The sequence below is a fragment of the Arthrobacter sp. G119Y2 genome (genome assembly GCF_038069765.1).
Taxonomy (GTDB): Bacteria; Actinomycetota; Actinomycetes; order Actinomycetales; family Micrococcaceae; genus Arthrobacter_B.
This window is the reverse complement of record NZ_JBBPFS010000001.1, coordinates 1-22,121: the sequence shown is the minus strand read 5'-3', so window position 1 is coordinate 22,121 and position 22,121 is coordinate 1. Positions and strand designations below refer to the sequence as shown.

Here is a 22,121-nt window from a genome sequence, read left to right as displayed (position 1 = left end):
ACAGCGGAAACATCGATATCTTTCGATGCTCAGTATCCGGGGATATATCGACGGCTGTCAATCTGTGCATAATAGGCGGGTGACTACTGCCCGGACAGTTCCCGCTCCAGACACCGATGCCTGCTGCACGCCGCTGACCTCCGAAGCCTTGAGCGTTGACGATGCCCAGCGGTTCGCCCGGCTGCTCAAGGCCGTGGCCGAGCCGACCCGGCTGCGCCTGGTGTCGCTGATCGCCGCGCAGGAGAACAAGGAAGCGTGCGTCTGCGACCTCACCGAGCCGATCGGGCTGGGCCAGCCCACGGTCTCCCACCACCTGAAGATCCTCGTGGACGCCGGCATCCTGCACCGCGAGAAGCGCGGCGTCTGGGCGTACTACTCCATTGTCCCGGGTGCACTGGAACGCGCCGCTGCGGTGCTTTCTCCCCGGTGAGCAGTCCCCCCCGCTTCAAAGAGCGGCGGGATCTCCCTCGTGCGCCCCCTTCCGGCGTCGGACCGGCCGGAGGCGCGGGCCATTTATGCGGCCGGAGTCGCCGCAGGGCGGCAACCTGAAAGCCAATGCCCGGCTGGGAATCCTTCGATTCATGACATTTGAGCGGGCTCCGGCTCGTCGCTGTTCCTAGAGTCGCTGTTCCTAGAGCGGCGCAGCAGCACCATCGGGACGGATTGAGGCAGTGACACCGGCTCGCTGGCGCGGGTCCGCGATCCGGGGAGCATGGCGGCTACGATTTCCGGATGATTACCCTTGTGCGCCCGGACGCGGCCTACCAGCGTTCCTGGCTTGAGTGCGCCGCGGACTTCCGGGACTCCCGCCGCAACGGTTCCGGCAGCGAAGACCGGCCCCTGGACACCCTCAGGGATCCGGAGACGTTCCGCCGCTTCGTTGCCGGACTCGTGGCGGACGCCCTGCCCGAAACCCCGCGGAAACCCGAGTACGTTCCCTGCACCTACCTGTGGATTGCCGACGGGCGGACCATCGTAGGGTCTTTGGCGATTCGCCATGAACTCAACGATTTCCTCCGCCGCGAGGGCGGGCACATCGGTTACAGCGTCAGGCCTTCCGCGCGCCGCAGGGGCCATGCCGCCGAAGCCCTGAAGAAAGCCCTGGCCATTGCCCGGGAGCTGGTGGTGCCCTCGGTCCTGCTTACCTGCGACGAAGACAATGCCGCTTCCCGGGCGACCATCGAGAAAAACGGCGGCGTTTTTGAAGGCACCGGCCACGGCAAGCGCCGCTACTGGATTCCGACCGGCTGTGATCAGGACCCGGGACGCAGCAGCGGCACCAGCGCCTCGATCACGGCAGGATCCTCGATGGTCGACGGCACGGTATAGGCGTCGCCGTCGGCGATCTGGCCCGGCGGCAGCGGCAGCCGCAGCACGATGTTCCCCTCTTCGCCGGCCGGAACCTCCGTGCCCTCGCCGTCCAGGATCGCCAGCGAGAAGCCCGGCACCGGAACGGTGGCGGAGCCGGCCTTGATCCAACCGCTCCCCCACGACAACAGCGTCCGCAGGCCGGCGAATGGCGGAACACCGCGTTCCCGGAGCGGCGCAGCAGCACCGTCGGGACGGACTAGCTCCCTCCCCCGGGACCGCGGCGTGGCTGCCACACCGTTGCGCCAACACCCGCCGAGTGCTTGGCTGACGCCCATGACATCTGAAGCAGGCGCTCAGCTCGACACGCCGTTTGAAGGGCTTCTTGCCACCCCGCCGTCCCGGCTCCCCTACCAGCACAACGTGCTGCTGCGCTCCTACATCCTTGAGCGCCCGGAGGGCAACATCATCATCTACAATTCCCCCGGCGTGAACGAGGCGGCGGATTCGATCCGGATGCTCGGTGCACCGGCCCGCCTGCTGCTCAATCACAGCCACGAGGCGATGTACGGCCGGCCCAGCTTGGACGTGCCGGTCTGGATCCACCGCAGAGACCACTCGGAAGACGCGGCCTCGCTTGATCCTGCGGGAGTGTTCGACCGGCGGGAAATGATTGGCGATGATCTTGAAATGATCCCCACCCCCGGCCATACGGCCGGAACTGCGTCGTACCTCTGGGACAACGGCACACACCGTTTCCTCTTCACCGGTGATTTCATCTGGATTGAGGACGGCGAGTGGAAGGCTGTTGTCCTGGATGCCGGGCTCCGGAGTGACTATCTCGACAGCCTCGCACTGGTCCGCGGACTCGACTTCGATGTCCTGGTCCCCTGGGGCACCACCGAGGGAAGCCCGCCCTGCGCACAGGTCGCCGGGCCCGCGGAGATGCACGAGCGCATCGACGCGATCATCGACCGGGTGAAGGCCGGCGGAAGCCGCTAGCCCTCTAGCCTCTCGGACGCAGCAGCGGCACCAGCGCCTCGATCACGGCAGGATCCTCGATGGTCGACGGCACGGTGTAGGCGTCGCCGTCGGCGATCTGGCGCATCGTCTTGCGCAGGATCTTGCCCGAGCGGGTCTTGGGCAGGGCGTCCACCACCTGTACGTCCTTGAAGTCGGCCACCGGGCCGATGGATTCGCGCACCAGCTTCACCAGGTCCGCCCGCAGCTCATCCGCGCCCAGTTCCGACCCGGATTTCAGCACCACGTAACCGCACGGGCGCTGCCCCTTGAGGGAATCGGCCACCCCGATCACGGCGCACTCGGCCACTGCGGGATGGGTTGCCACAATCTGTTCCATCGCGCCGGTGGAGAGCCGGTGCCCGGAGACGTTGATGACGTCGTCGGTCCGGCCCATGATGAATACGTAGCCGTCCTCATCCACGTAGCCGGAGTCACCGGTGGTGTAGCAGCCTTCGAAGATCTCCAGGTACGAGGACCGGAACCGGTCATCGCTGCCCCACAGCGTGGTCAGCGTGCCCGGCGGCAGCGGGAGCCGCAGCACAATGTTTCCCTCCTCGCCCGGAGGAACCTCCACACCCTCGCCGTCCACGATGGCCAGCGAAAAACCCGGCACCGGAACGGTGGCGGAGCCGGCCCTGATCGGGAGCTGCTCCAGGCCCAGCGGATTGGCGCAGATCGCCCAGCCCGTCTCCGTCTGCCACCAGTGATCCACCACCGGAATGTCCAGCGCCCGGCCGGCCCAGGAGAAGGTCTCCGGATCCAGCCGCTCCCCCGCGACAAACAGTGTCCGCAACCGCGAGAGGTCATAGTCCGCCACCAGCGCAGCCTCGGGATCTGCCTTGCGGATTGCCCGCAGCGCGGTGGGTGCCGTGAAGAGGACGTCAACGGAGTGCTGGCCCGCCACGCGCCAGAACGTCCCGGCGTCGGGCGTGCCCACGGGCTTGCCCTCATACAGCACCGTTGTCGCTCCGGCGAGCAGCGGCGCGTACACAATGTAGGAATGGCCCACCACCCAGCCGACGTCGGAGGCGGTCCACATCACCTGGCCGGGCCCGACGTCGTAGATGTTGCGCATCGACCATGCCAGTGCGACGGCGTGCGAGCCGTTGTCCCGGACCACACCCTTGGGAGCTCCGGTGGTGCCGGAGGTGTACAGGATGTACAGCGGATCGGTGGCGGCAACGGAGACCGGACCGGCAGGTGATGCAGCAGCTGCGAGCACGTCCCAGTCATGCCAGACGGTGCCGTCCGCACCGTCATATTCCTCAAGGCTGTGCTCAAAGCCGTTCCGGGCGGCAACCACCACATGGTTCACCGTGTGGGTGGCGGCGGCGAGCGCGTCGGCCACATTGGGCAGGTACTCCACCGCGCGTTTCGGTTCCAGCCCGCCGCTGGCGGTGACGACGACGGCGGGACGCGCGTCGTCGATCCTGGCCGCCAGCTCCTTGGGAGCGAAGCCGCCGAAGACCACCGAGTGGACCGCACCGATCCGGGCTGCGGCAAGCATCGCGATGACGGCCTGCGGAATCATCGGCAGGTAGATGATGACCCGGTCGCCGGCTTCCACGCCGAGGCCGCGGAGCACTCCGGCAAAGGTCTCCACCTCGGCCAGCAGCTCGCTGTAGGTATAGGTCCTGGCGGTGCCGAGCATCGCGGAATCATAAATAAGGGCAGCCGCACCGCCCCGCCCGGCGGCCACGTGCCGGTCCAGGGCATTGAAGCTCGTGTTCAGCATCCCGTCGGGAAACCACCGGTACAGCGGAGCCGCGGACCCGTCCAGGGCCTGCTGCGGCGCGGAGTCCCAGTCCACCAGTGAGGCGGCCTCCAGCCAGAACCCTTCGGGATCCTCGACGCTGCGGGCGTAGGCCTGCGCATAACGTCCGCCGGCACCGCCGGCGTCCGCTCCCGCATCCGTGCCCGTGCCTGCTGCCGTACCTGCCGGACCGACGGGTGCGGCCTCTGCTGTTCCATTTCCTGCATCCAGGCCAGAGCTCATGAATCCTCCTCGATTCGGATGTGATAGCCATCACCCTAGGGCAGCTGACGGGCAGGTCACAACACTGGTGTGTATACATGACCTCCCGTGATGGCTCGGAGTTTCCGGAATTGGTTTGGAAAAAGCGGTGCTGTGTATACACTGATGAGGCACATCACAATTCTTTTCGGCCTGCAGATGCGGCCGCAGCGGGAGAGGAGCACCATGAGGGCAAGCGACCGCGCCTACCGGGCGCTCCGCGAAGACATCGTGACCGGACGCCTGCTGCCCGGGACGGTGCTTGCCGAAGTGGAACAGTCCCAGCGCCTCGGCATTTCCCGCACTCCGCTGCGCGAGGCGATCAGCAGGCTCACCGCGGACGGGCTCGCTGCACCGCACAACGGCCGCGGCGTCGTCGTCACCTCCATCTCCCCGCAGACCGTCAGCGATCTGTTTGAACTCCGCCAGGCCCTGGAATGCAAGGCGGCGTCCCTGGCGGCGCTGCGCGGAGACCCGGAAGCGTTCACCGCACTGCGGCGGGAGTTTGAGAATGCCGCGGGCCTGATTGTGCAGGACACCGCCGGCGCTGATCCCACCCGCTCCGGCTACTACACTTTGGTGGCCCGGCTGGACGAAGCCATTGACGCGGCCGCCGCCAACACCTACCTCACCCAGGCGCTGGCAAACGTGCGGCTGCACCTGGCCCGCGTCCGCCGCCTGGCCAAGGACAACCCCGAACGGCTGCTGGCGACCGCCGGTGAACACGCCACCATTGCCGCAGCGATCGCAGCCCGGGACCCCGCGCTGGCCGCTGCAGCCACCTCCGTGCACCTGCACAAGAGCCTGGAGCATTTCCTGGCGGCCACCGGCCCTCCGGGCTGAGCCCGCACTTTTCCGTGCCCACCCCTGGCAGCCCGTGCCGCCTGACCGCTGCCGCCGGGCCCTCGAACTTTCTTCTGAAACCCCTGACCGTCCCGAAAGGACACAACATGAATCTCCACAAGGTGCGGGTCCACCGCAGCGATGAGAACCTGGCCCGCGAAGACCAGCTGGCCTACAAGATTGCGGAGGTCGCCGCCGACCCCGTCGCCGTGACCGACGATGTCACGGACATGGTCATCAACCGCATCATCGACAACGCGTCGGTGGCCATTGCGTCCCTGAACCGCGCGCCCATCGTCGCCGCCCGCGCCCAGGCGCTGTCCTTCTCCCCCTCCGCCAACGGCAAGGGCTCCGCCGTGTTCGGCGTCGAGGAGAAGACCTCTCCGGAGTGGGCCGCCTGGGCCAACGGCGTGGCCGTGCGCGAGCTGGATTACCACGACACCTTCCTCGCCGCGGAGTACTCCCACCCCGGCGACAACATTCCGCCGCTGCTCGCCGTCGCACAGCACACCGGTGCCTCGGGCGCGGACCTGATCCGCGGCATCGCCACCGGCTACGAAATCCAGGTGGACCTGGTCAAGGCCATTTGCCTGCACAAGCACAAGATCGACCACGTGGCCCACCTCGGCCCGTCCGCCGCCGCCGGTATCGGCACCCTGCTGGGCCTCGACGTCGAGACCATCTTCCAGGCCGTCGGCCAGGCCCTGCACACCACCACCGCCACCCGGCAGTCCCGCAAGGGCGAGATCTCCACCTGGAAGGCGCACGCCCCGGCGTTCGCCGGCAAGATGGCCGTGGAAGCCGTGGACCGCGCGATGCGCGGCCAGACCTCCCCCACCCCCATTTACGAGGGTGAAGACGGGGTCATCGCCTGGATGCTGGACGGTCCCGACGCCGCCTACGAAGTCCCGCTGCCCGAGGCCGGGGAAGCCAAGCGCGCCATCCTGGACACCTACACCAAGGAACACTCCGCCGAGTACCAGGCCCAGGCCTGGATCGACCTGGCCCGGAAGATCCACCGCGAGCACCCCGAAGCCGCCGACGCCTCCAAGGTCGCCAGCGTGCTGATTGCCACCTCGCACCACACGCATTACGTGATTGGCTCCGGCGCCAACGACCCACAGAAGTACGATCCCACCGCTTCGCGCGAAACGCTGGACCACTCCATCCCGTACATCTTCACCGTCGCCCTGCAGGACGGCGCCTGGCACCACGTGGATTCCTACGCCCCCGAGCGCGCCGGCCGTCCGGACACCGTGGAGCTGTGGCATAAGGTCACCACCGTGGAGGATCCGGAATGGACCCGCCGCTACCACTCGCTGGACATCAATGAGAAGGCCTTCGGCGGCCGCGTGACGATCATCCTGACCGACGGCACCGAGATCACGGATGAGATCGCCGTCGCCGACGCCCATCCGCTGGGCGCCAAGCCGTTTGCCCGCGAGCAGTACATCAACAAGTTCCGCACCCTGGCCGCCGGCCTGGTCTCCGAGGAAGAGATCGAACGCTTCCTGGCCACGGTCCAGCGCCTGCCCGAACTGGCCGCCGGCGAACTGGATGCCCTGAACATCACCGCAGCCGACGGCGTCATCGACCCGGCCAACGCCCCGAAGGGACTCTTCTAACATGCTGTACTCCTCCGTAACCCCCGAAGCCAAGCGCATCGCCTTCCGCGAAGGCCTGGCCTCCGGCACGCTGCAGCAGTTCCCGGGCGCCTTCAATCCGCTCTCGGCCCGCCTGATCGAGGAAAAAGGGTTCGACGGCGTCTACATCTCCGGTGCGGTCCTGGCCAATGACCTGGGCCTGCCGGACATCGGCCTGACCACCCTCACCGAGGTGGCCACCCGTGCCGGGCAGATCGCCCGGATGACGGACCTGCCGGCCATTGTGGACGCGGACACCGGATTCGGCGAGCCGATGAACGTGGCCCGCTCCATCCAGGAGCTGGAGAACGCCGGCCTGGCCGGCTGCCACATTGAAGACCAGTTCAACCCCAAGCGCTGCGGCCATCTGGACGGCAAGAACGTTGTGGACCTGGACACCGCCACCAAGCGGATCCGCGCCGCAGCCGATGCCCGCCGTGATCCGAACTTCCTGATCATGGCCCGCACCGACATCCGCGCCGTGGACGGCCTCGAAGCCGCCCAGGACCGTGCCCGCGCCCTGGTCGACGCCGGTGCCGACGCCATCTTCCCCGAGGCCATGAAGTCACTGGAGGAGTTCGCAGCGATGCGCGCCGCCGTCGACGTGCCGATCCTGGCCAACATGACCGAATTCGGCAAGAGCGACCTGTTCAGCTACGAGGAGCTGGCGTCGGTGGGCGTGAATATGGTGATCTATCCGGTCACCCTGCTGCGCAGCGCCATGGGAGCCGCCGAGCGCACCCTGGACACGATCAAGGCCAAGGGCACCCAGCAGGAGGATGTCCCGAACATGCTGACGCGTGCACGTTTGTACGATCTGGTGGATTATGAAGCCTATAACCGCTTCGACACTTCCGTCTTCAACTTTCAGGTCCCGGGCCAGCACTAGCGCAGCCGCAAAAATCACCGCAGCTACACCACCGCGACAAAGGAGTCTTTCGTTATGACAGATGAGCAGATCCACAAGGGGCTGGCCGGTGTCCTCGTTGACACGACCAAGATCTCCAAGGTAAATCCGGAAACCAATTCGCTGCTTTACCGCGGCTATCCGGTGCAGGAGCTGGCAGCGCACTGCAGCTTCGAAGAGGTTGCCTACCTGCTCTGGAACGGCGAGCTGCCCACCGCCGGGGAACTGGCCGAGTTCAGCGACGCTGAGCGGAGCCAGCGTGCCCTCTCCCCCGAGATGAAGGCAGTCATTGATGCACTGCCGCTCACGTGCCATCCGATGGATGTCTGCCGCACGGCGGCCTCCGTGCTTGGTGCTCAGCATGGGAAGGCGGACGATTCCTCGCTGCAGGCCAACATGGAAAAGTCGGTCAGCCTGTTTGCGGCGATGCCCGCCGTCGTCGCCTATGACCAGCGCCGCCGGCGCGGCGAAGATGTGGTGGAGCCCCGGGACGACCTGCGCTACTCCGCGAACTTCCTGTGGATGACCTTCGGCGAAGAAGCGGCCCCCGAGGTGGTGGAGGCGTTCAACGTCTCGATGATCCTGTATGCGGAGCACTCCTTCAACGCCTCCACGTTCACCGGCCGCGTCATTACCTCCACGCTCGCGGACCTGCACTCCGCGGTCACCGGGGCCATTGGTGCACTCAAGGGCCCGCTGCACGGCGGCGCCAACGAGGCAGTGATGCACACGTTCGAGGAGATTGCGGCCAGCGCGGGCGAGGGCGACGTCGCCGGGCACGCAGCCGGCTGGCTGGACGCCGCACTGGCGGACAAAAAGAAGATCATGGGCTTCGGCCACCGCGTGTACAAGAACGGCGACTCGCGGGTACCCACCATGAAGGCCGCCCTGGACAATATGGTCAAGCACTACGACCGTCCGGACCTGGGCGAGCTGTACACGGCGCTGGAATCGGCCATGGGCGAGCGGAAGAACATCCTGCCCAACCTGGATTACCCGGCCGGCCCGGTGTACCACCTGATGGGCTTTGACACGCCCACCTTCACGCCGCTGTTCGTGGCCGCCCGGATCACCGGCTGGACCGCGCACATCATGGAACAGCTGGAGGCCAACTCCCTGATCCGTCCCCTCAGCGCCTACGACGGCCCCGAGGAACGGCACCTGGGCTAAGCATCGGCCATTCAACAGCACCGCGCCCGCCGCAGGAATTTCTGCGGCGGGCGATGTGCGCCCCGCGGGCCCCGGAACGGCGGCAACGAATTTCCCGCTCGTAGAACTCGCAGGAAATATTAAAGCCGCCTACTCCGGGGTCCGCTCTGCATTCAGGTCCGGCGCGGTACTTTCGGCGGCCCGGCCCGGCGGGGTCCGCTCTGCATCCGGCTCTGAATCTGAGTGCGGTTGCGCCGGAGCGGGAACGGCAGAAAAAATTCGGTTTGACGCGTCCTGGTGGGCCAGCCTGCGCAGCGCCAGCAGCAGCGGCTCAATCAGGACCGTCCCCAGCACGACGTACCGCAGGGCGTCCGCCGGAGTGTCGAAGGGCACCCGCTCCAGTTCCCGCGACGCCACGTCCCGCATGGCGGCCGCATACATGTCCAGAAAACCCTCGGCCGGCTCAAACCCGGCGTCTTCCAGCCCGCGCAGCGCCAGTTCCAGCCGCGACCTGGCATCGTTGTCCTCGGGATCAATCTGCCAGCCCCAGGCTTCCAGGAGTGCGTTGGCCCGCGGATGGCCGCCCTCGACTTCGGGAAAGGAACCCACGGCGTGGTGTGCCGCGCCCAGCAGGTTGTGGGCCGAGTCCGGCGGGTTGTCCAACTGTTCCAGGACTTTTCCGGCGGCGGCAACCGACAGGTCGCCCGGACCCAGCAGGGCTCGGATCAGCCGCAGGCGCGAGACATGTCCGGCGTCGTATTCGGCCTGCCGCGGAGCCGTCAGCCGCCCCTCGTGCAGCAGGCCCGACCGCAGATAGTACTTAATCGTGGCCACGGAAATGTCCGTCTGCGCAGCCAGCTCTGAAATTCTCATCAGCACCCCCTTGTGCTGGATAGTGTAACTCTCTACCTTGGATACCATCACTATCCACCCCGGAAGGAGCCGTCATGGCTCGCATCGTTCCGCACCGGATGACCCATGTGCACGACGGCCCGCTCGTGGTCTTCCTCATCGGCATGCGGATCAACCGTCCGTGGCGGCCCGACCTGTGGCTGCCCGCCTTCGCCGCCATGCCGCGGATGCTGGCCGAGCTCTCCGCCGAACCGGATTCCGGACTGCTGGGCTACCGGATCACGATCGGCGCCGGCGGCCCGCTGGTAATCCAGCACTGGAAGAGCGCCGAGCAACTGTACGCGTATGCCGGCCGGACCGACGCCGAGCACCGGCCCGCCTGGGCGGCCTTCAACCGGGCGGCCCGGAAATCTCCGGGCGGAGTGGGAATCTGGCATGAGACATATGTAGTGGACCGCGCCGAATCGATGTACGTGGGCATGCCCGCCGTCGGCCTGGCCAAGGCGACCGCAGCCGCGGAGGCGGCGGCGGACAGCCGTGCAGCGGTCCGGCTGGGCCCGGCCCGGAGCTAGCGCACCCGTTCCCGTCCTTTGTTGTGCTGCGGGGCTCCCGTGGTCACACACGCACCGCCAGCCCCAGAGAGTGGGAACCCGTGCAGACCTTTTAGGAGAAAACGATGCCGGCGACGCTCTCATTGTCGGCGGCCAGGGTGACGACGGCGTTGAAGTCGCGTCCGGCGAGGACCTCGGGCATCCAGAGGGCCGAGTCCGGCCACATCTGCGGGTAGGGAACGCCGTCCACGGGGTACCAGGCGGGAGCGATCTCCTCGGACGGTTCCGGCTCCCCGGTCCAGGTCCGGGCCCGGAACACCACGGTGGACATATCCCATTCCGGGCGGCCCGGAAAAATAAACTCAATGGTTCCGGCATGCTCCAGGTTGTCCTCGGTGAGCGTGACGCCGGATTCCTCAAAGACCTCGCGTACGGCCGCCTGTGCGGGGGTCTCCCCCGGCTCAACGTGCCCGCCCAGGGTCACAATCCGGCCGACGCCGAATCCGGTCTGCTTCAGTCCCATCAAAACTTCGGCGCCGCGGTCCGGGGTCTCGCGCATCAGAAAGCACAGGACCACGGGGACCGCCCGGGGCGGTGCAGGCTGGCGTGCCGCACCGGGCCCGCCGGTTCGCGGCGTCACAGCGCCCGCGGATGTGCTGCGGCGTAGACCTCGCGCAGGGTCTCCGCAGTCACCAGGGTGTAGACCTGCGTGGTGGTTACCGAGGCATGGCCCAGCAGCTCCTGGACCACCCGGACATCCGCGCCGCCCTCGAGCAGATGGGTGGCGAAGGAGTGGCGCAGCGTATGCGGTGACACGTCCCGGCCGATCTGTGCCTTTTCGGCCGCGTTCTTCAGGATGGTCCACGCACTTTGGCGGCTGAGGCGCCCGCCGCGGGCGTTCAGGAAGAGCGCGGGAGTTCCCTTGCCCTTCACGGATGCTGCGGGCCGGCCGCGCACCAGGTATTCGTCCAATGCGCGGGCGGCATAGGAGCCCAGCGGCACCAGGCGCTCCTTGGATCCCTTGCCGAAGAGCCGCACGACATCGGGACCGTTGGCCGGGATGCGCTCCAGGGACAGGTCGTCGATGTCCAGGCCCACCGCCTCGCTGATACGGGCGCCGGTCGAGTACAGAAACTCCAGCAGTGCCCGGTCCCGCAGTCCCGCAGGAGTCTCGGTGGAGACTGCTTCCAGGATCCGGGTGACTTCGTTGACGCTGATGGCCTTGGGCAGCCGCTTGCCGGGCAGCGGCGGATGGACGTCAGCGGCAGGATCGGCCGTCGTCAGGCCCTCCAGCGCCCAAAACTTGTGCAGCCCGCGGACGGCGACGACGGTGCGTGCGGCCGAACGCACGCTCAGCGCGGAGGCGCCGTCTGAGCCTTCCACGATGGACTGGGCAAAGGCGGTGACGTCGTGCCGGGAAATGCGGGCAACGTCCTCGACGCCGCGCGCCGCGAGGAAGCGGGCATAGCGCAGCAGGTCGCGGCGGTACGCATCGAGCGTGTTCACAGCGAGTCCGCGTTCCACGGCCATGTGCTGTAGATAGCCGCCGATCGCGCGGCCGACGGCGGTGGCCCGCAGCTCATCCGCGGCCGACGGGCCCTTGGGTACCGGTGGCTTCTTAGCGGTGCCCGGGGCCTTTGAACCTGCCGGGGCAGGAGGACCCCCGTGCGCCGCGGGGCCAGGGGCAGCGGCGTCGGAGGCCGGGCCGGCGCCGTCCGGAAGACCAGCGCCGTCGCCGGCCTGCCCGGCGGCTTTGTCTTCAGCAAGGGCTGCCCGCAGCAGTTCGGCCGGGGAATCCAGGCGGAGCGTTTTGTTCAGTGAAGAGAAGTCGAAGGCAACGGTGTCGTTGTACGGCGCGTTGGAGGGCACTTCCGGTGCCTGGGCTCCGGGGTCAGCCGGGGACGCCGGCGCAGGAGAGTGTCCGCCGGCAGGTTGATCGGAGGCGGCCATGGCGGTCTTCAGTCCTAAAGAACGGGGCCCTGCGGCCAGGTGGAGTGCTGGGAGTGGTGTTCGGGCCAGGGCGCGTTGCCCGGCCGCAGATTGGCGTAGCCCGAGGGCCGCGCCGCCGCTGCGGCCAGGACTCCGGCCACGGCGGAGGGGCTGTGCAGGCGTCCCTGCAGCGCCGCTTCCACGGCGTCGTCAAGGTCAACCCACATGGTCCGGATTTCGGCTTCCTCGTGGGTGCGCTCGTGGCGGTCCGCTTCGGGGACTTCCGAAATTCCGCGGGCGAGGTAAATGCGCAGCGCCTCACGGGAGGAACCGGGCGAGAGGAACAGGTCGGTCAGGACATTCCACTCGGCGGCAATAATGTCAGCCTCTTCCGCCAGCTCCCGGGCGGCGCCAACCTGAAAATCTTCGCCGTCGATGTCCAGCAGCCCGGCGGGGATTTCCCAGAGCGTCATCCGCACCGGATGCCGGTACTGGTTGATCAGCAGCACCTGGCCAGCGTCGTTCAGGGCCAGGATGGCCACCGCCCCGGGGTGGCGGATGTAGTCGCGGACCAGGGGTTCGCCGTCGTCGGTCAGCTGGAACTTCTCGCTGACCACGTCCCAGACGCGCCCGGTGTATTCCACGGAGGAACTCAGCAGGCGGCGGGGACTGCGTTCGTCGGCGAACCCTCTGGTCTCACTCATATGCTGCTAGCCCTTGCCGTTCTGGCGCGCCAGGGCAGCCTTCACCAAACCGGCGAAGAGCGGGTGCGGGCGCGTCGGGCGGGAGCTGAGCTCCGGGTGTGCCTGCGTGGAGACGTAGTACGGGTGCACATCGGCCGGAAGTTCAACGAACTCCACCAGTCCGCCGTCAACCGTGGTGCCGGAGAAGGACAGGCCTGCCTCGGCAATCTGGTCGCGGTACTGGTTGTTGACCTCGTAGCGGTGGCGGTGGCGCTCGGCCACTGCCGTCTTGCCGTACGTCTTGGCAACTACGGAACCCTCTTCAAGCTTTGCGTCCCACAGGCCCAGGCGCATGGTGCCGCCCATGTCGCCGTCGCCGGAGACAATCTGCTTCTGCTCCGCCATGGTGGCGATGACCGGGTACTTGGTGTCCGGCTCGAACTCGGAGGAGGACGCGCCTTCCAGTCCAACTACGTTGCGGGCGTACTCGATGACCATGCACTGCAGCCCAAGGCACAGGCCCAGGGTGGGCACCATGTTTTCGCGGGCGTAGGTCAGGGCGCCGAGCTTGCCTTCAAGGCCGCGGATGCCGAAGCCGCCGGGGACACAGATGGCGTCGGCACCGGCCAGCGCCTCGGCGGCACCTTCCGGCGTCGCGCATTCGTCCGAGGGCACCCAGCGGATGTTGACCTTGGTCTTATTGGCGAAACCGCCGGCGCGCAGTGCTTCCGTAACGGAGAGGTAGGCGTCGGGCAGATCCACGTACTTGCCCACGAGGGCAATGTCGACGTGGTGCTTGGGGTTGTGCACGGACTCGAGGAGCTTGTCCCACTTGGTCCAGTTGACGTCCTTGAACTTCAGGTCCAGGTGCTGGACGATGTACGCGTCCAGGCCCTGGGAGTGAAGGGTCTTCGGGATGTCGTAGATGCTCGGGGCATCCGGGCAGCCGACGACGGCGTCCACGTCAACGTCGCACATGCGGCCGATCTTGGCGCGCATGGCGTCCGGCACCGGACGGTCCGAGCGGATGACGATGGCGTCGGGCTGGATGCCGATGGACCGCAGGGCGGCCACGGAGTGCTGCGTCGGCTTGGTCTTCAGTTCCTGGGACGGGCCGATGTAGGGAACCAGCGAGACGTGCAGGAAGAAGACGTTGTTGCGGCCGATGTCCTGGCGCACCTGGCGTGCTGCTTCCAGGAAGGGCTGGGACTCGATGTCGCCAACCGTGCCGCCGATCTCGGTGATGATGACGTCGGGGGTCTTCTTCGCCTCGGAGGGCAGGCGCATCCGGCGCTTGATCTCGTCGGTGATGTGCGGGATGACCTGGACGGTGTCGCCGAGGTATTCGCCGCGGCGCTCCTTGGCAATAACCGTGGAGTAGACCTGGCCGGTGGTTACGTTGGCGGAGCCGTCAAGGCTTTCGTCAAGGAACCGCTCGTAGTGGCCGATGTCGAGGTCAGTCTCGGCGCCGTCGTCGGTGACGAAGACCTCACCGTGCTGGAAGGGGTTCATTGTGCCCGGATCCACATTGAGATAGGGATCGAGCTTTTGCATGGTCACCGCTATGCCGCGCGACCTCAACAGATGGCCGAGACTTGACGCTGTCAGTCCCTTGCCGAGTGAGGACGCCACGCCACCGGTGACGAAGATGTGTTTTGTCGTAGAAGACGACTTGGGAAACCTGGAATTTGATCGCTGCACCACGGAGTTCGAGCCTATCACCTTTTGTAGATCCACTTGGAATTAATCTGTTTATTCATGCGGCGGGTGTCCCGCCGCGGCCAGGAGTTCGACGGCGTGGGCCCGGGCGGACTCGGAGTCCTCCTGGCCCGCGAGCATCCTGGCAAGTTCCTTGATCCGCTCGGCATCATCCAGGACGGTGACATCACTGGCGGTGACGCCGCTTCCATCATCCCCCGTCGCTGACATCTTGATGACCCGGATGTGCTGATCGGCAAACGCAGCCACCTGCGGAAGGTGGGTAACCACTATCACCTGTACATGCTTTGCGAGCATGGCCAGCCGGCGGCCGATTTCGACGGCGGCCTTGCCCCCGACTCCGGAGTCAACCTCGTCGAAGATGAAGGTCGGCACCGGATCCACCGCTGCGAGGACCACTTCGATGGCCAGCATCACGCGGGAGAGCTCGCCGCCGGAGGCGCCCTTGCCCAGGGGCCGGGCCGGGGCTCCGGGGTGCGGCTGCAGGAGGAAGGTAATAGCGTCGGCACCGTGGACGGTGAGCTCCTCGACGGGGGTGACGTCGATGAGCAGGTTTGCATTGGCCATCGCCAGGGCGGACAGCTCGTCGCTGACCCGCCGGGCCAGCTCTGCCGCCGCGTCGGTGCGCAGCTTCGTCAGCTCCGCCGCAGCCGCCGTCAGGGACGCCTGCAGGTCAGTGATTTCCGCCTCCAGCGCCTCGATGCGCGTGCTGTCGTCCCCCAGCTCCGCCAAGCGGATGCGGCCCGCGTCGGCCCATTCAAGGACCTCGTCCACCGAGGGGGCAAACTTGCGCAGAAGGGCGGAGATTTCCGCCCGCCGGGATTCCACCTCTGCCAGGCGTTCGGGCCCCTCCCCGTCCAGGGAGGCGCTGTAGCTGGCCAGTTCGGTGGCGATGTCGGCGAGGATGTAGCCGACCTCCGCCAGGCGCTTGGCGGAGTCCGCCAGGGCGGGGTCGTGCTCTCCGGCGAGTTCCAGCTGGCGTTTGGCGCTGTCTACCAGGGAGGTGGCGTCGGAACCGTCGGAAAAGTCGCCGGCTATCAGCGCCGAGTGCGCACCCACCGCTGCAGTGCGCAGTTCCTCGAAGTTGTTCAGCCGCGTGGCTTCGGTCTTGAGGATTTCGTCCTCCCCCGGCAGCAGCTCCAGGGCATCGATTTCCTCCAGCGACGCTGCGAGGTATTCCGCCTCCCGCAGCCGTTCCCGGGCCTGGTCGCGCAGGGTGGACAGCTCGGCCACTGCGGCACGCCAGCGGGCATAGTCCGCCTGGTAGGAGGACAGCGCTGAGGCCAGGGCCGGGCCGGCGTACTTGTCCAGGGCTTCCCGCTGGGCTGCTGTGCTCTTGAGCCGGAGCTGGTCCGACTGTCCGTGCACGGCCACCAGGTGCTGGCCCACCTCGGCCAGCACTCCCACCGGGGCGGAGCGGCCGCCCACGTGGGCACGGCTGCGGCCGGCGGCACTGACGGTGCGGGCGAGCATCAGCTCAGTCACGCCGTCGTACGTTTCCAGCTCCGCGCCCGCATCTTCGGCGCGGGCCACCGCTGCATTGTCCGGGGGCAGGCGAACCAAAGCTTCGGCAAGTGCCGCTTTGGCTCCGGTGCGCACGGCTCCGGCATCGGTCCGCGCCCCGAGGAGCATGCCCAGGGCGGTGATGACCATGGTTTTTCCGGCGCCCGTTTCACCGGTCACCACGGTGAAACCTGGGCCGAGTTCCAGCGTGGCGTCCGTGATGACGCCGAGGTCGCGGATGCGGATTTCTTCGATCATGCGCTTAGCCCTCCACTGTCTGCCGTCCGGCGGGTGAGCTCAACGCTCTCCGACAACTCCCCCGAGCCGCCAACCGGTCCGCGCCATCCCTGGGTGGGCAGCTGGAACTTGCGGACCAGGCGCTCCGAGAAAGGTGTTGCATGCGTGCGGGCAAGGCGGACGGGAATCTCCGAGCGGGTCACTTCCACCCGGGCTCCCGGCGGCAGCTCCACACTCCGGCGTCCGTCGCACCAGAGCACGCCGGCGGCATCGGTGCGGGTCAGGATTTCCACGGCCAGGATTGAGGTGGGCGCGACGACGAGGGGCCGGGCAAAGAGGGCGTGAGCGCTGATCGGCGCGATGAGCAGGGCTTCCACTTCCGGCCACACCACCGGGCCTCCGGCGGAGAACGAGTACGCCGTGGATCCGGTGGGCGTGGCCAGGACCACGCCGTCGCACCCGAAGGAACTGATCGGCCTGGCGTCAACTTCCACCACCACTTCGAGCATCCGCTGGCGGTCCGACTTTTCAATCGCGGCCTCGTTCAGCGCCCAGGTGTGGGCAATCTGCCTGCCCCCCAACCAGACCCGTACATCGATGGTCATGCGTTCTTCGACGGTGTAGGCGCGTTCAACCACCCAGTGCACGGTTTGGGCCAGGTCGGCGCGTTCGCTCTCCGCCAGGAAGCCAACATGCCCGAGGTTCACTCCGAGCAGGGGGACGTCCGTGCCGCGGACCAGTTCCGCGGCTCGGAGGATGGTGCCGTCTCCGCCCAGGACCATGACCAGGTCCACGCCGTCGAGTTCAACGTCTTCTTCAAGGATTTCGGTGGGGGCGGTCAGCACGCCGTACACGGCCTGGATGTCTTCCAGGTCCCGCCTGCGCATGACCGGGATCAGGCCGGAGGCGTGGAGCTGCGTGCAGGCTTCCTGGGCGGCAGTCATGGCAGCCTGCCGGCCGGTGTGGGCCAGCACAAGTATCCGTCTGCTCATGTCTGTAACATCCTGTTCCGCCCCCTGGGGAGCTATTTGGAACCCCGTCGTCAGTTGTCTGTCGCCAGTTTCCTGCGGTCACTTCCTTCGGAGCCTGCGTCGCCGCCGGGGCGGTCCGTTGCCGCATTCGTTCCGGCTCCATCAAACCTGTCAAAGGCCTCATCCACCAAACGGCGGGCCTCAGCCTGTGCATCACCGGACTGCGGGGAGGCAGGTTTCCCCGTCCCGTCAACCTGCAGCCAGAGGAAAAACTCAACGTTGCCGTTCTGCCCGGGCAACGGGCTGCGGGCAAGGCCTGCCACCCGGAGGTTTTCAGCCAACGCTGCGGCTACCACGCGGGTCACCGCCATCCGGTGTTTGCGGGGGTCGGTGACGACGCCGGCCTTCTCCAGCTTCTCACGGCCCACTTCAAACTGCGGTTTGACCATCAGCAGCAGACTGCCGCCGGGGCGGGTTGCCGCGGCCAGCGGAGCGAGCACCATGGTAAGGGAAATGAAGGACAAATCGGCGACGGTCAGATCCACCGGTCCCCCGATCTGCCCGTGCTCCAGATAGCGGACATTCAGCCCCTCGTGGACATCGACCAGGGGGTCGCGGCGCAGGGCATCCACCAGCTGGCCGTGTCCGACGTCGACGGCGACCACGCGCTCGGCGCCCCGCCGCAGCAGGACGTCCGTGAAGCCCCCGGTGGAAGCTCCGGCGTCCAGGCATCGGAGTCCTGCGGGACGGACCAGGGGAAAGGCGTCAAGGGCGCCGGCCAGCTTGTGGCCGGCGCGGCTGACGTAGTCGGGGACGCCGTCGTCGAGCACCGAAAGCGGATCTTCCCCGCTGACGGTGGCCGACGCTTTGCCCATCAGTACGCCGGCACGGGCCACCCGGCCCGCAGCAATCAGCTTGGCCGCGTGGGTCCGGGAGCGGGCCAGCCCCCTGGCCACCAGCTCCTGGTCCAGTCTTGCCACTTCTTAGCGCTCCTCTGAGGGATCGGTGTTCAGTTGGGCCAGCAGGCCGTCGTGCAGCGCCGCATAAACGGAATGATGGCCGGCAACGGGGAGATCAGCCAGTGTGCCCAAAGGTTCCAGGGCCGCGTTGACCGCGGGGTCCGCCGTCGGTGCGCCGGCCTCCGGCCAGGCGCGGCCAACCGGGGGCTGCTCGCCAGCGTTCTCCATGGTGCGGCTGTCCCCTCCCTCTCCGACGTTTGTCACCAGCTTATCCGCCGGGGGTGACAGTCCAGCTGAGCACGGGTGCGGCGGGACTTTCCTCGTCCGGCCGCGCATTCCACCAGGCGGCGCAGGCCGCCCGCCAGCTGTCCAAATTGCTGCTGTCCCCGGAAATCTCCAGGGTTTCCCCGGAAACCCGGGCCGTGGAGGTTCCGCAGACGTATCCGCCGTCCCGGGCTTCTACGTCCGGGTAAGGCACATACAGTGCGTCAAGGTCTGCCAGCAGGTAGGTGGGCCGTTCCGCGGTGCGGGCAGCAAGTGCCGTGTGCGGGGTGTCGACGCCGGTGAACACCAGCGCCGTCGCAAAGCCGGCGTTGTTGCCGCCGAGGATATCGGTGTCCAGGCGGTCGCCCACAACCAGCGGGGTTTCGGAGCCCAGATGGCGGGCCGCCGTCAGGAACAGCGGGGCTTCGGGCTTGCCGGCCACCAGCGGCGTCCTGCCGGTGGCTGCCGCAACGGCGGCCACGAGCGTTCCGTTTCCGGGGGCAATCCCCCGGGCCTGCGGAATGGACATGTCGGTGTTCGTAGCAACCCAGACGGCGCCGCGTTCCACCGCAAAGGCTGCCTCGGCCAGGTCTTTCCAGCCGAGCCCGGGATCGAATCCCTGGATGACTGCATCGGGCCGGTCATCGGCGGAGTGCACCGGCACCAAACCCTGTTCGCGGACCTGTTCGGTGAGCCAGGCGCTGCCGGTCACGAGGACCGTGGCGCCGGCCGGCACCTGGGCTGCCAGCAGCTCAGCGCCGGCCTGGGCCGACCCGAACACGGTTTCCGCTGTTGCCGGGGCACCCAGCTCGCGCAGGTGCGCCGCCACGGTCTCGGAGGAACGCGAGGCGTTGTTGGTGACGTATGCCAGCTGCACACCGGCGCCCTCGAGGCGCTGCAGGGCCTCAACGGCTCCCGCAATGGCGTGCGGACCGGCGTACACGACGCCGTCCAGATCGGAAAGGACGGCGTCGTATCCGGCAATCAGCGATGTGTCCGCCATGGTGCTACGCGCGATCCTCGTCAGCGTCGCCGGTCGGCGCGTCGGCGGAGAACTCGTCGTTGTCGTTGCCGTCGTCGTGCTGGCCGGCGGCGTTGTCGTCATCCTCTTCCTCTGTTTCGAGGACTCCAATCACGCCTTCCTGCTCATCAGAGGGCAGCGTGTCGATGTCGTCGCTGAGATCCATCTCGTTGACAACCGTGACAGTCTCCGCAGGAGCAGCAAACGGGGTCTCGGAGCGCTCCGGGCCGGACTGCTCGTCCCGGTCTTCACGGCCGTGGCGGGTGCGGGCCGGCTTCTCCTCGTCGTCGCCGACCAGGTCGAAGATGTCCGGCTCGGCGAAGTCGCCGACGCCGAGGGCCTTCTCGGCCAGCAGCGCACGGTTGCGCCACTGCTCGGCTTCCTCGTTGCGCTCCGCCAGCTCCAAGGCATCGGCGTAGGCGCGGAACAGGCGCGGGCTGAAGGAGAACGCGCGGTTCTTGTCCAGCTGCGGAATTTCCAGCGCGGTCACGGCGGCGTCGTACTGTTCCATGTCCATGCGGGCACCGGAGGCAACAATGGCCATATCGATCTGGCCTGCAATGTCCAGTTCCTTGGCTTCGTCCGAGCGGGCGATGTCCAGGGCACGGTCGGGACGGCCGAGGCCGCGTTCGCAGTCAGCCATCATGGCCAGGTAGGCGTTGGAGCCGCTGATCCGGCGGTAGGTGCGGAACTCGCGCAGCGCTTCGCCGAAGTGCTCGGAAGCGTACGCCGTGAGGGCTACTGCTTCGCGGACCGCTGCCATGCGTCCGCCGCGGCGGCTGGCGGCAAGGGCGTGCTGGAAGGCGAGTTCGGGCTCATCGTCGATCAGGCGCCCTGCCATGACCAGGTGCTTGGAGACCCACTCACCGCTGACTTCCTCAAGGACGCGCAGCTGGGCGCGGGTGACCTTGTCCAGTTCCTGGCCTGTGACGTCCTCGTCGATCTCGGGTGAACGCTCGCGGTCCGGGCGGTTTGCACTGCGCAGGTCGCGGGCGTTGTGCTTGCGCTCGACAACCGGCGCATCCTCGCCGCGGGCCGGACGGTCCTTCGAGAAGGACGGCTTACGGTCTCCGTCGCGGGGAGGACGACGGTCGTCGCCGCCACGGGCGGGACGATCACCGAAGGACGGCTTACGATCCCCACGATCGCCGAAGGACTTACGCTCACCATCACGAGCCGGACGACGATCATCGCCGCCACGGGCGGGACGATCACCGAACGACGGCTTGCGGTCCCCATCGCGGGGAGGACGACGATCGTCGCCACCGAACGACGGCTTACGATCTCCACGATCGCCGAAGGACTTACGCTCACCATCACGAGCCGGACGACGATCATCGCCGCCGCGTGCAGGCCGGTCGCCGAACGACGGCTTACGATCCCCGCGGTCGCCAAAGGACGGCTTACGATCCCCACGATCGCCGAAGGACTTACGCTCACCATCACGAGCCGGACGACGATCATCGCCGCCGCGTGCAGGCCGGTCACCGAACGACGGCTTACGATCCCCACGGTCACCAAAGGACTTACGCTCACCATCACGAGCCGGACGATCACCAAACGACGGCTTACGATCTCCACGATCACCAAAGGACTTACGCTCACCATCACGAGCCGGACGATCACCAAACGACGGCTTACGATCTCCACGATCACCAAAGGACTTACGCTCACCATCACGAGCCGGACGATCACCGAACGACGGCTTGCGATCTCCACGATCGCCGAAGGGCTTGCGTTCTCCGTCACGGGCGGGACGGCGATCGTCGTCGCTGCGTGCCGGGCGGTCATTGAAGGACGGCTTCCCGTCCTTCGAGTAGGGCTTACGCTGCGACGACGCTCCGCGGTCACCGAATGACTTACGCTCGCCGCCACGAGCCGGACGGCCTCCGAACGAAGGCTTGCGGTCCTCGAAACGCTTGGGGGCGTTCCTGTCGTTTGTGGGCGGGCGGTTTGACGAGCTGCTGCCGGCTGCGTTGTTTCCTTCGCTACCGCGCTGATCCCTGTTATTTTGCTCTGACATGCTGGTGAGTTCCTCTCGTCGTGAGCCGACCAACGGAATTTACTGCAGTCGCTCGTCACTATGGATATATAAAGTTGATTCAAAAGTTTGTGGGGCCCAAACCGGGCACAAGCCAATTCTAGTGCAGGCTGGTCCAATCATCGTCTCCCCATGCCTGGATGCTTATCTTGATTAGGTGAGACTCCCCACCTCGGCAGCACCCGGCAGTCGAACCCCGCGACAGAAGACGACGCCGGGATTGGACGCGGAGAGTCACCCGCAGGGCAGAAGACGTGACCAACCTCTCCGCGAGATGGCGGTCAGTGCACGTACCAGCGCCCAGATGTGCTGCGGCCGTCTCGGCGGGGAGGAACCCGGAGCCCGGTTAAACAAGTAAGGCCCCGCCAACAATGGCGGGGCCTTACTCTCTCAACCGAAATATTGTCCGGCGGTGACCTACTCTCCCACATCCTCCCGGATGCAGTACCATCGGCGCTGTGGGTCTTAGCTTCCGGGTTCGGAATGGGACCGGGCGTTTCCCCC

General features: G+C 67.0%; 21 protein-coding genes, 1 rRNA gene and 1 pseudogene. 9 read left to right on the top strand and 14 right to left on the bottom strand.

Annotation, left to right across the window (positions count from 1 at the left end; translation table 11 throughout):
• The first annotated feature begins 79 nt into the window (after positions 1-79).
• Positions 80-430 (top strand): ArsR/SmtB family transcription factor, encoded by a 351-nt coding sequence (locus WKB88_RS00115; protein WP_341392514.1) that lies wholly within the window; start codon positions 80-82, stop codon positions 428-430.
• A gap of 302 nt (positions 431-732) precedes the next feature.
• The gene (locus WKB88_RS00110) at positions 733-1,329 is read left to right on the top strand and encodes a GNAT family N-acetyltransferase (protein ID WP_341392513.1); all 597 of its coding nucleotides are present in this window, start codon (positions 733-735) and stop codon (positions 1,327-1,329) included.
• On the opposite strand, the pseudogene WKB88_RS00105 reads toward WKB88_RS00110, so the two are convergent.
• Positions 1,254-1,475 (bottom strand): annotated as a pseudogene (locus tag WKB88_RS00105) (hypothetical protein); the annotation flags it as partial. The gene WKB88_RS00110 and the pseudogene WKB88_RS00105 sit on opposite strands and share 76 nt — an antisense overlap.
• Positions 1,476-1,644: 169 nt before the next feature.
• On the opposite strand from WKB88_RS00105, the gene WKB88_RS00100 reads away from it, so the two are divergent.
• Entirely contained in the window at positions 1,645-2,310 is a 666-nt protein-coding gene (locus WKB88_RS00100) for an MBL fold metallo-hydrolase (RefSeq protein ID WP_341392512.1), read from the top strand.
• Between the two features lie 4 nt (positions 2,311-2,314).
• On the opposite strand, the gene WKB88_RS00095 is transcribed toward WKB88_RS00100, so the two are convergent.
• Positions 2,315-4,327, bottom strand: coding sequence for an AMP-binding protein (locus tag WKB88_RS00095; protein WP_341392511.1), 2,013 nt, complete (start codon positions 4,325-4,327; stop codon positions 2,315-2,317).
• A 204-nt stretch (positions 4,328-4,531) separates the two neighbouring features.
• On the opposite strand from WKB88_RS00095, the gene WKB88_RS00090 reads away from it, so the two are divergent.
• The 4 genes from WKB88_RS00090 (at position 4,532) to WKB88_RS00075 (ending at position 8,908) form a co-directional block, all read left to right on the top strand.
• A complete protein-coding gene (locus WKB88_RS00090; protein ID WP_341392510.1) occupies positions 4,532-5,188 on the top strand; it encodes a GntR family transcriptional regulator in 657 nt (218 codons plus the stop codon).
• Between the two features lie 107 nt (positions 5,189-5,295).
• A complete protein-coding gene (locus WKB88_RS00085; RefSeq protein WP_341392509.1) occupies positions 5,296-6,813 on the top strand; it encodes an MmgE/PrpD family protein in 1,518 nt (505 codons plus the stop codon).
• Position 6,814: 1 nt separating this feature from the next.
• Positions 6,815-7,720, top strand: a complete 906-nt coding sequence (gene prpB, locus WKB88_RS00080; RefSeq protein ID WP_341392508.1) for a methylisocitrate lyase — start codon at positions 6,815-6,817, stop codon at positions 7,718-7,720.
• Positions 7,721-7,774: 54 nt separating this feature from the next.
• Positions 7,775-8,908: a bifunctional 2-methylcitrate synthase/citrate synthase gene (locus WKB88_RS00075; protein WP_341392507.1), complete on the top strand. Its 1,134-nt coding sequence runs from the start codon at positions 7,775-7,777 to the stop codon at positions 8,906-8,908.
• A 129-nt stretch (positions 8,909-9,037) separates the two neighbouring features.
• Here the strand turns inward: WKB88_RS00075 and WKB88_RS00070 are convergent, their stop codons facing one another.
• On the bottom strand, positions 9,038-9,760 hold the full coding sequence (locus tag WKB88_RS00070) for a MerR family transcriptional regulator (RefSeq protein ID WP_341392506.1): 723 nt from the start codon (positions 9,758-9,760) through the stop codon (positions 9,038-9,040).
• Positions 9,761-9,834: 74 nt separating this feature from the next.
• Between WKB88_RS00070 and WKB88_RS00065 the strand changes: the two genes are divergently transcribed.
• Entirely contained in the window at positions 9,835-10,311 is a 477-nt protein-coding gene (locus tag WKB88_RS00065; protein ID WP_341392505.1) for a DUF4188 domain-containing protein, read from the top strand.
• Between the two features lie 91 nt (positions 10,312-10,402).
• On the opposite strand, the gene WKB88_RS00060 is transcribed toward WKB88_RS00065, so the two are convergent.
• From WKB88_RS00060 to WKB88_RS00015, 10 genes are all read right to left on the bottom strand, one after another.
• Positions 10,403-10,867: an 8-oxo-dGTP diphosphatase gene (locus WKB88_RS00060; RefSeq protein ID WP_341393186.1), complete on the bottom strand. Its 465-nt coding sequence runs from the start codon at positions 10,865-10,867 to the stop codon at positions 10,403-10,405.
• 59 nt (positions 10,868-10,926) lie between these two features.
• Positions 10,927-11,820 (bottom strand): site-specific tyrosine recombinase XerD, encoded by an 894-nt coding sequence (xerD, locus tag WKB88_RS00055; RefSeq protein ID WP_445818855.1) that lies wholly within the window; start codon positions 11,818-11,820, stop codon positions 10,927-10,929.
• Between the two features lie 434 nt (positions 11,821-12,254).
• Positions 12,255-12,923 (bottom strand): NUDIX hydrolase, encoded by a 669-nt coding sequence (locus tag WKB88_RS00050; protein ID WP_341392504.1) that lies wholly within the window; start codon positions 12,921-12,923, stop codon positions 12,255-12,257.
• A gap of 6 nt (positions 12,924-12,929) precedes the next feature.
• Entirely contained in the window at positions 12,930-14,624 is a 1,695-nt protein-coding gene (locus WKB88_RS00045; protein ID WP_341393184.1) for a CTP synthase, read from the bottom strand.
• A gap of 30 nt (positions 14,625-14,654) precedes the next feature.
• Positions 14,655-16,382 carry a DNA repair protein RecN gene (recN, locus tag WKB88_RS00040; RefSeq protein WP_341392503.1) on the bottom strand — a complete coding sequence of 576 codons (1,728 nt, stop codon included), beginning with the start codon at positions 16,380-16,382 and terminating at the stop codon, positions 14,655-14,657.
• Complete coding sequence (locus tag WKB88_RS00035; RefSeq protein ID WP_341392502.1) at positions 16,379-17,353, bottom strand: NAD kinase; 975 nt, start codon at positions 17,351-17,353, stop codon at positions 16,379-16,381. Before WKB88_RS00035 ends, recN begins: the two co-directional genes overlap by 4 nt.
• Before the next feature lie 50 nt (positions 17,354-17,403).
• Positions 17,404-18,312 carry a TlyA family RNA methyltransferase gene (locus tag WKB88_RS00030; protein ID WP_341392501.1) on the bottom strand — a complete coding sequence of 303 codons (909 nt, stop codon included), beginning with the start codon at positions 18,310-18,312 and terminating at the stop codon, positions 17,404-17,406.
• Between the two features lie 3 nt (positions 18,313-18,315).
• The gene (locus tag WKB88_RS00025; RefSeq protein WP_341392500.1) at positions 18,316-18,555 is read right to left on the bottom strand and encodes a hypothetical protein; all 240 of its coding nucleotides are present in this window, start codon (positions 18,553-18,555) and stop codon (positions 18,316-18,318) included.
• 4 nt (positions 18,556-18,559) lie between these two features.
• Complete coding sequence (locus WKB88_RS00020; RefSeq protein ID WP_341392499.1) at positions 18,560-19,558, bottom strand: HAD-IIA family hydrolase; 999 nt, start codon at positions 19,556-19,558, stop codon at positions 18,560-18,562.
• A 4-nt stretch (positions 19,559-19,562) separates the two neighbouring features.
• Complete coding sequence (locus WKB88_RS00015) at positions 19,563-20,417, bottom strand: hypothetical protein (protein WP_341392498.1); 855 nt, start codon at positions 20,415-20,417, stop codon at positions 19,563-19,565.
• Between the two features lie 156 nt (positions 20,418-20,573).
• Between WKB88_RS00015 and WKB88_RS00010 the strand changes: the two genes are divergently transcribed.
• Positions 20,574-21,434, top strand: coding sequence for a hypothetical protein (locus tag WKB88_RS00010; protein WP_341392497.1), 861 nt, complete (start codon positions 20,574-20,576; stop codon positions 21,432-21,434).
• A 587-nt stretch (positions 21,435-22,021) separates the two neighbouring features.
• Here WKB88_RS00010 and rrf read toward each other — a convergent pair.
• A 5S ribosomal RNA gene (gene rrf / locus WKB88_RS00005) occupies positions 22,022-22,121 on the bottom strand; the annotation flags it as partial.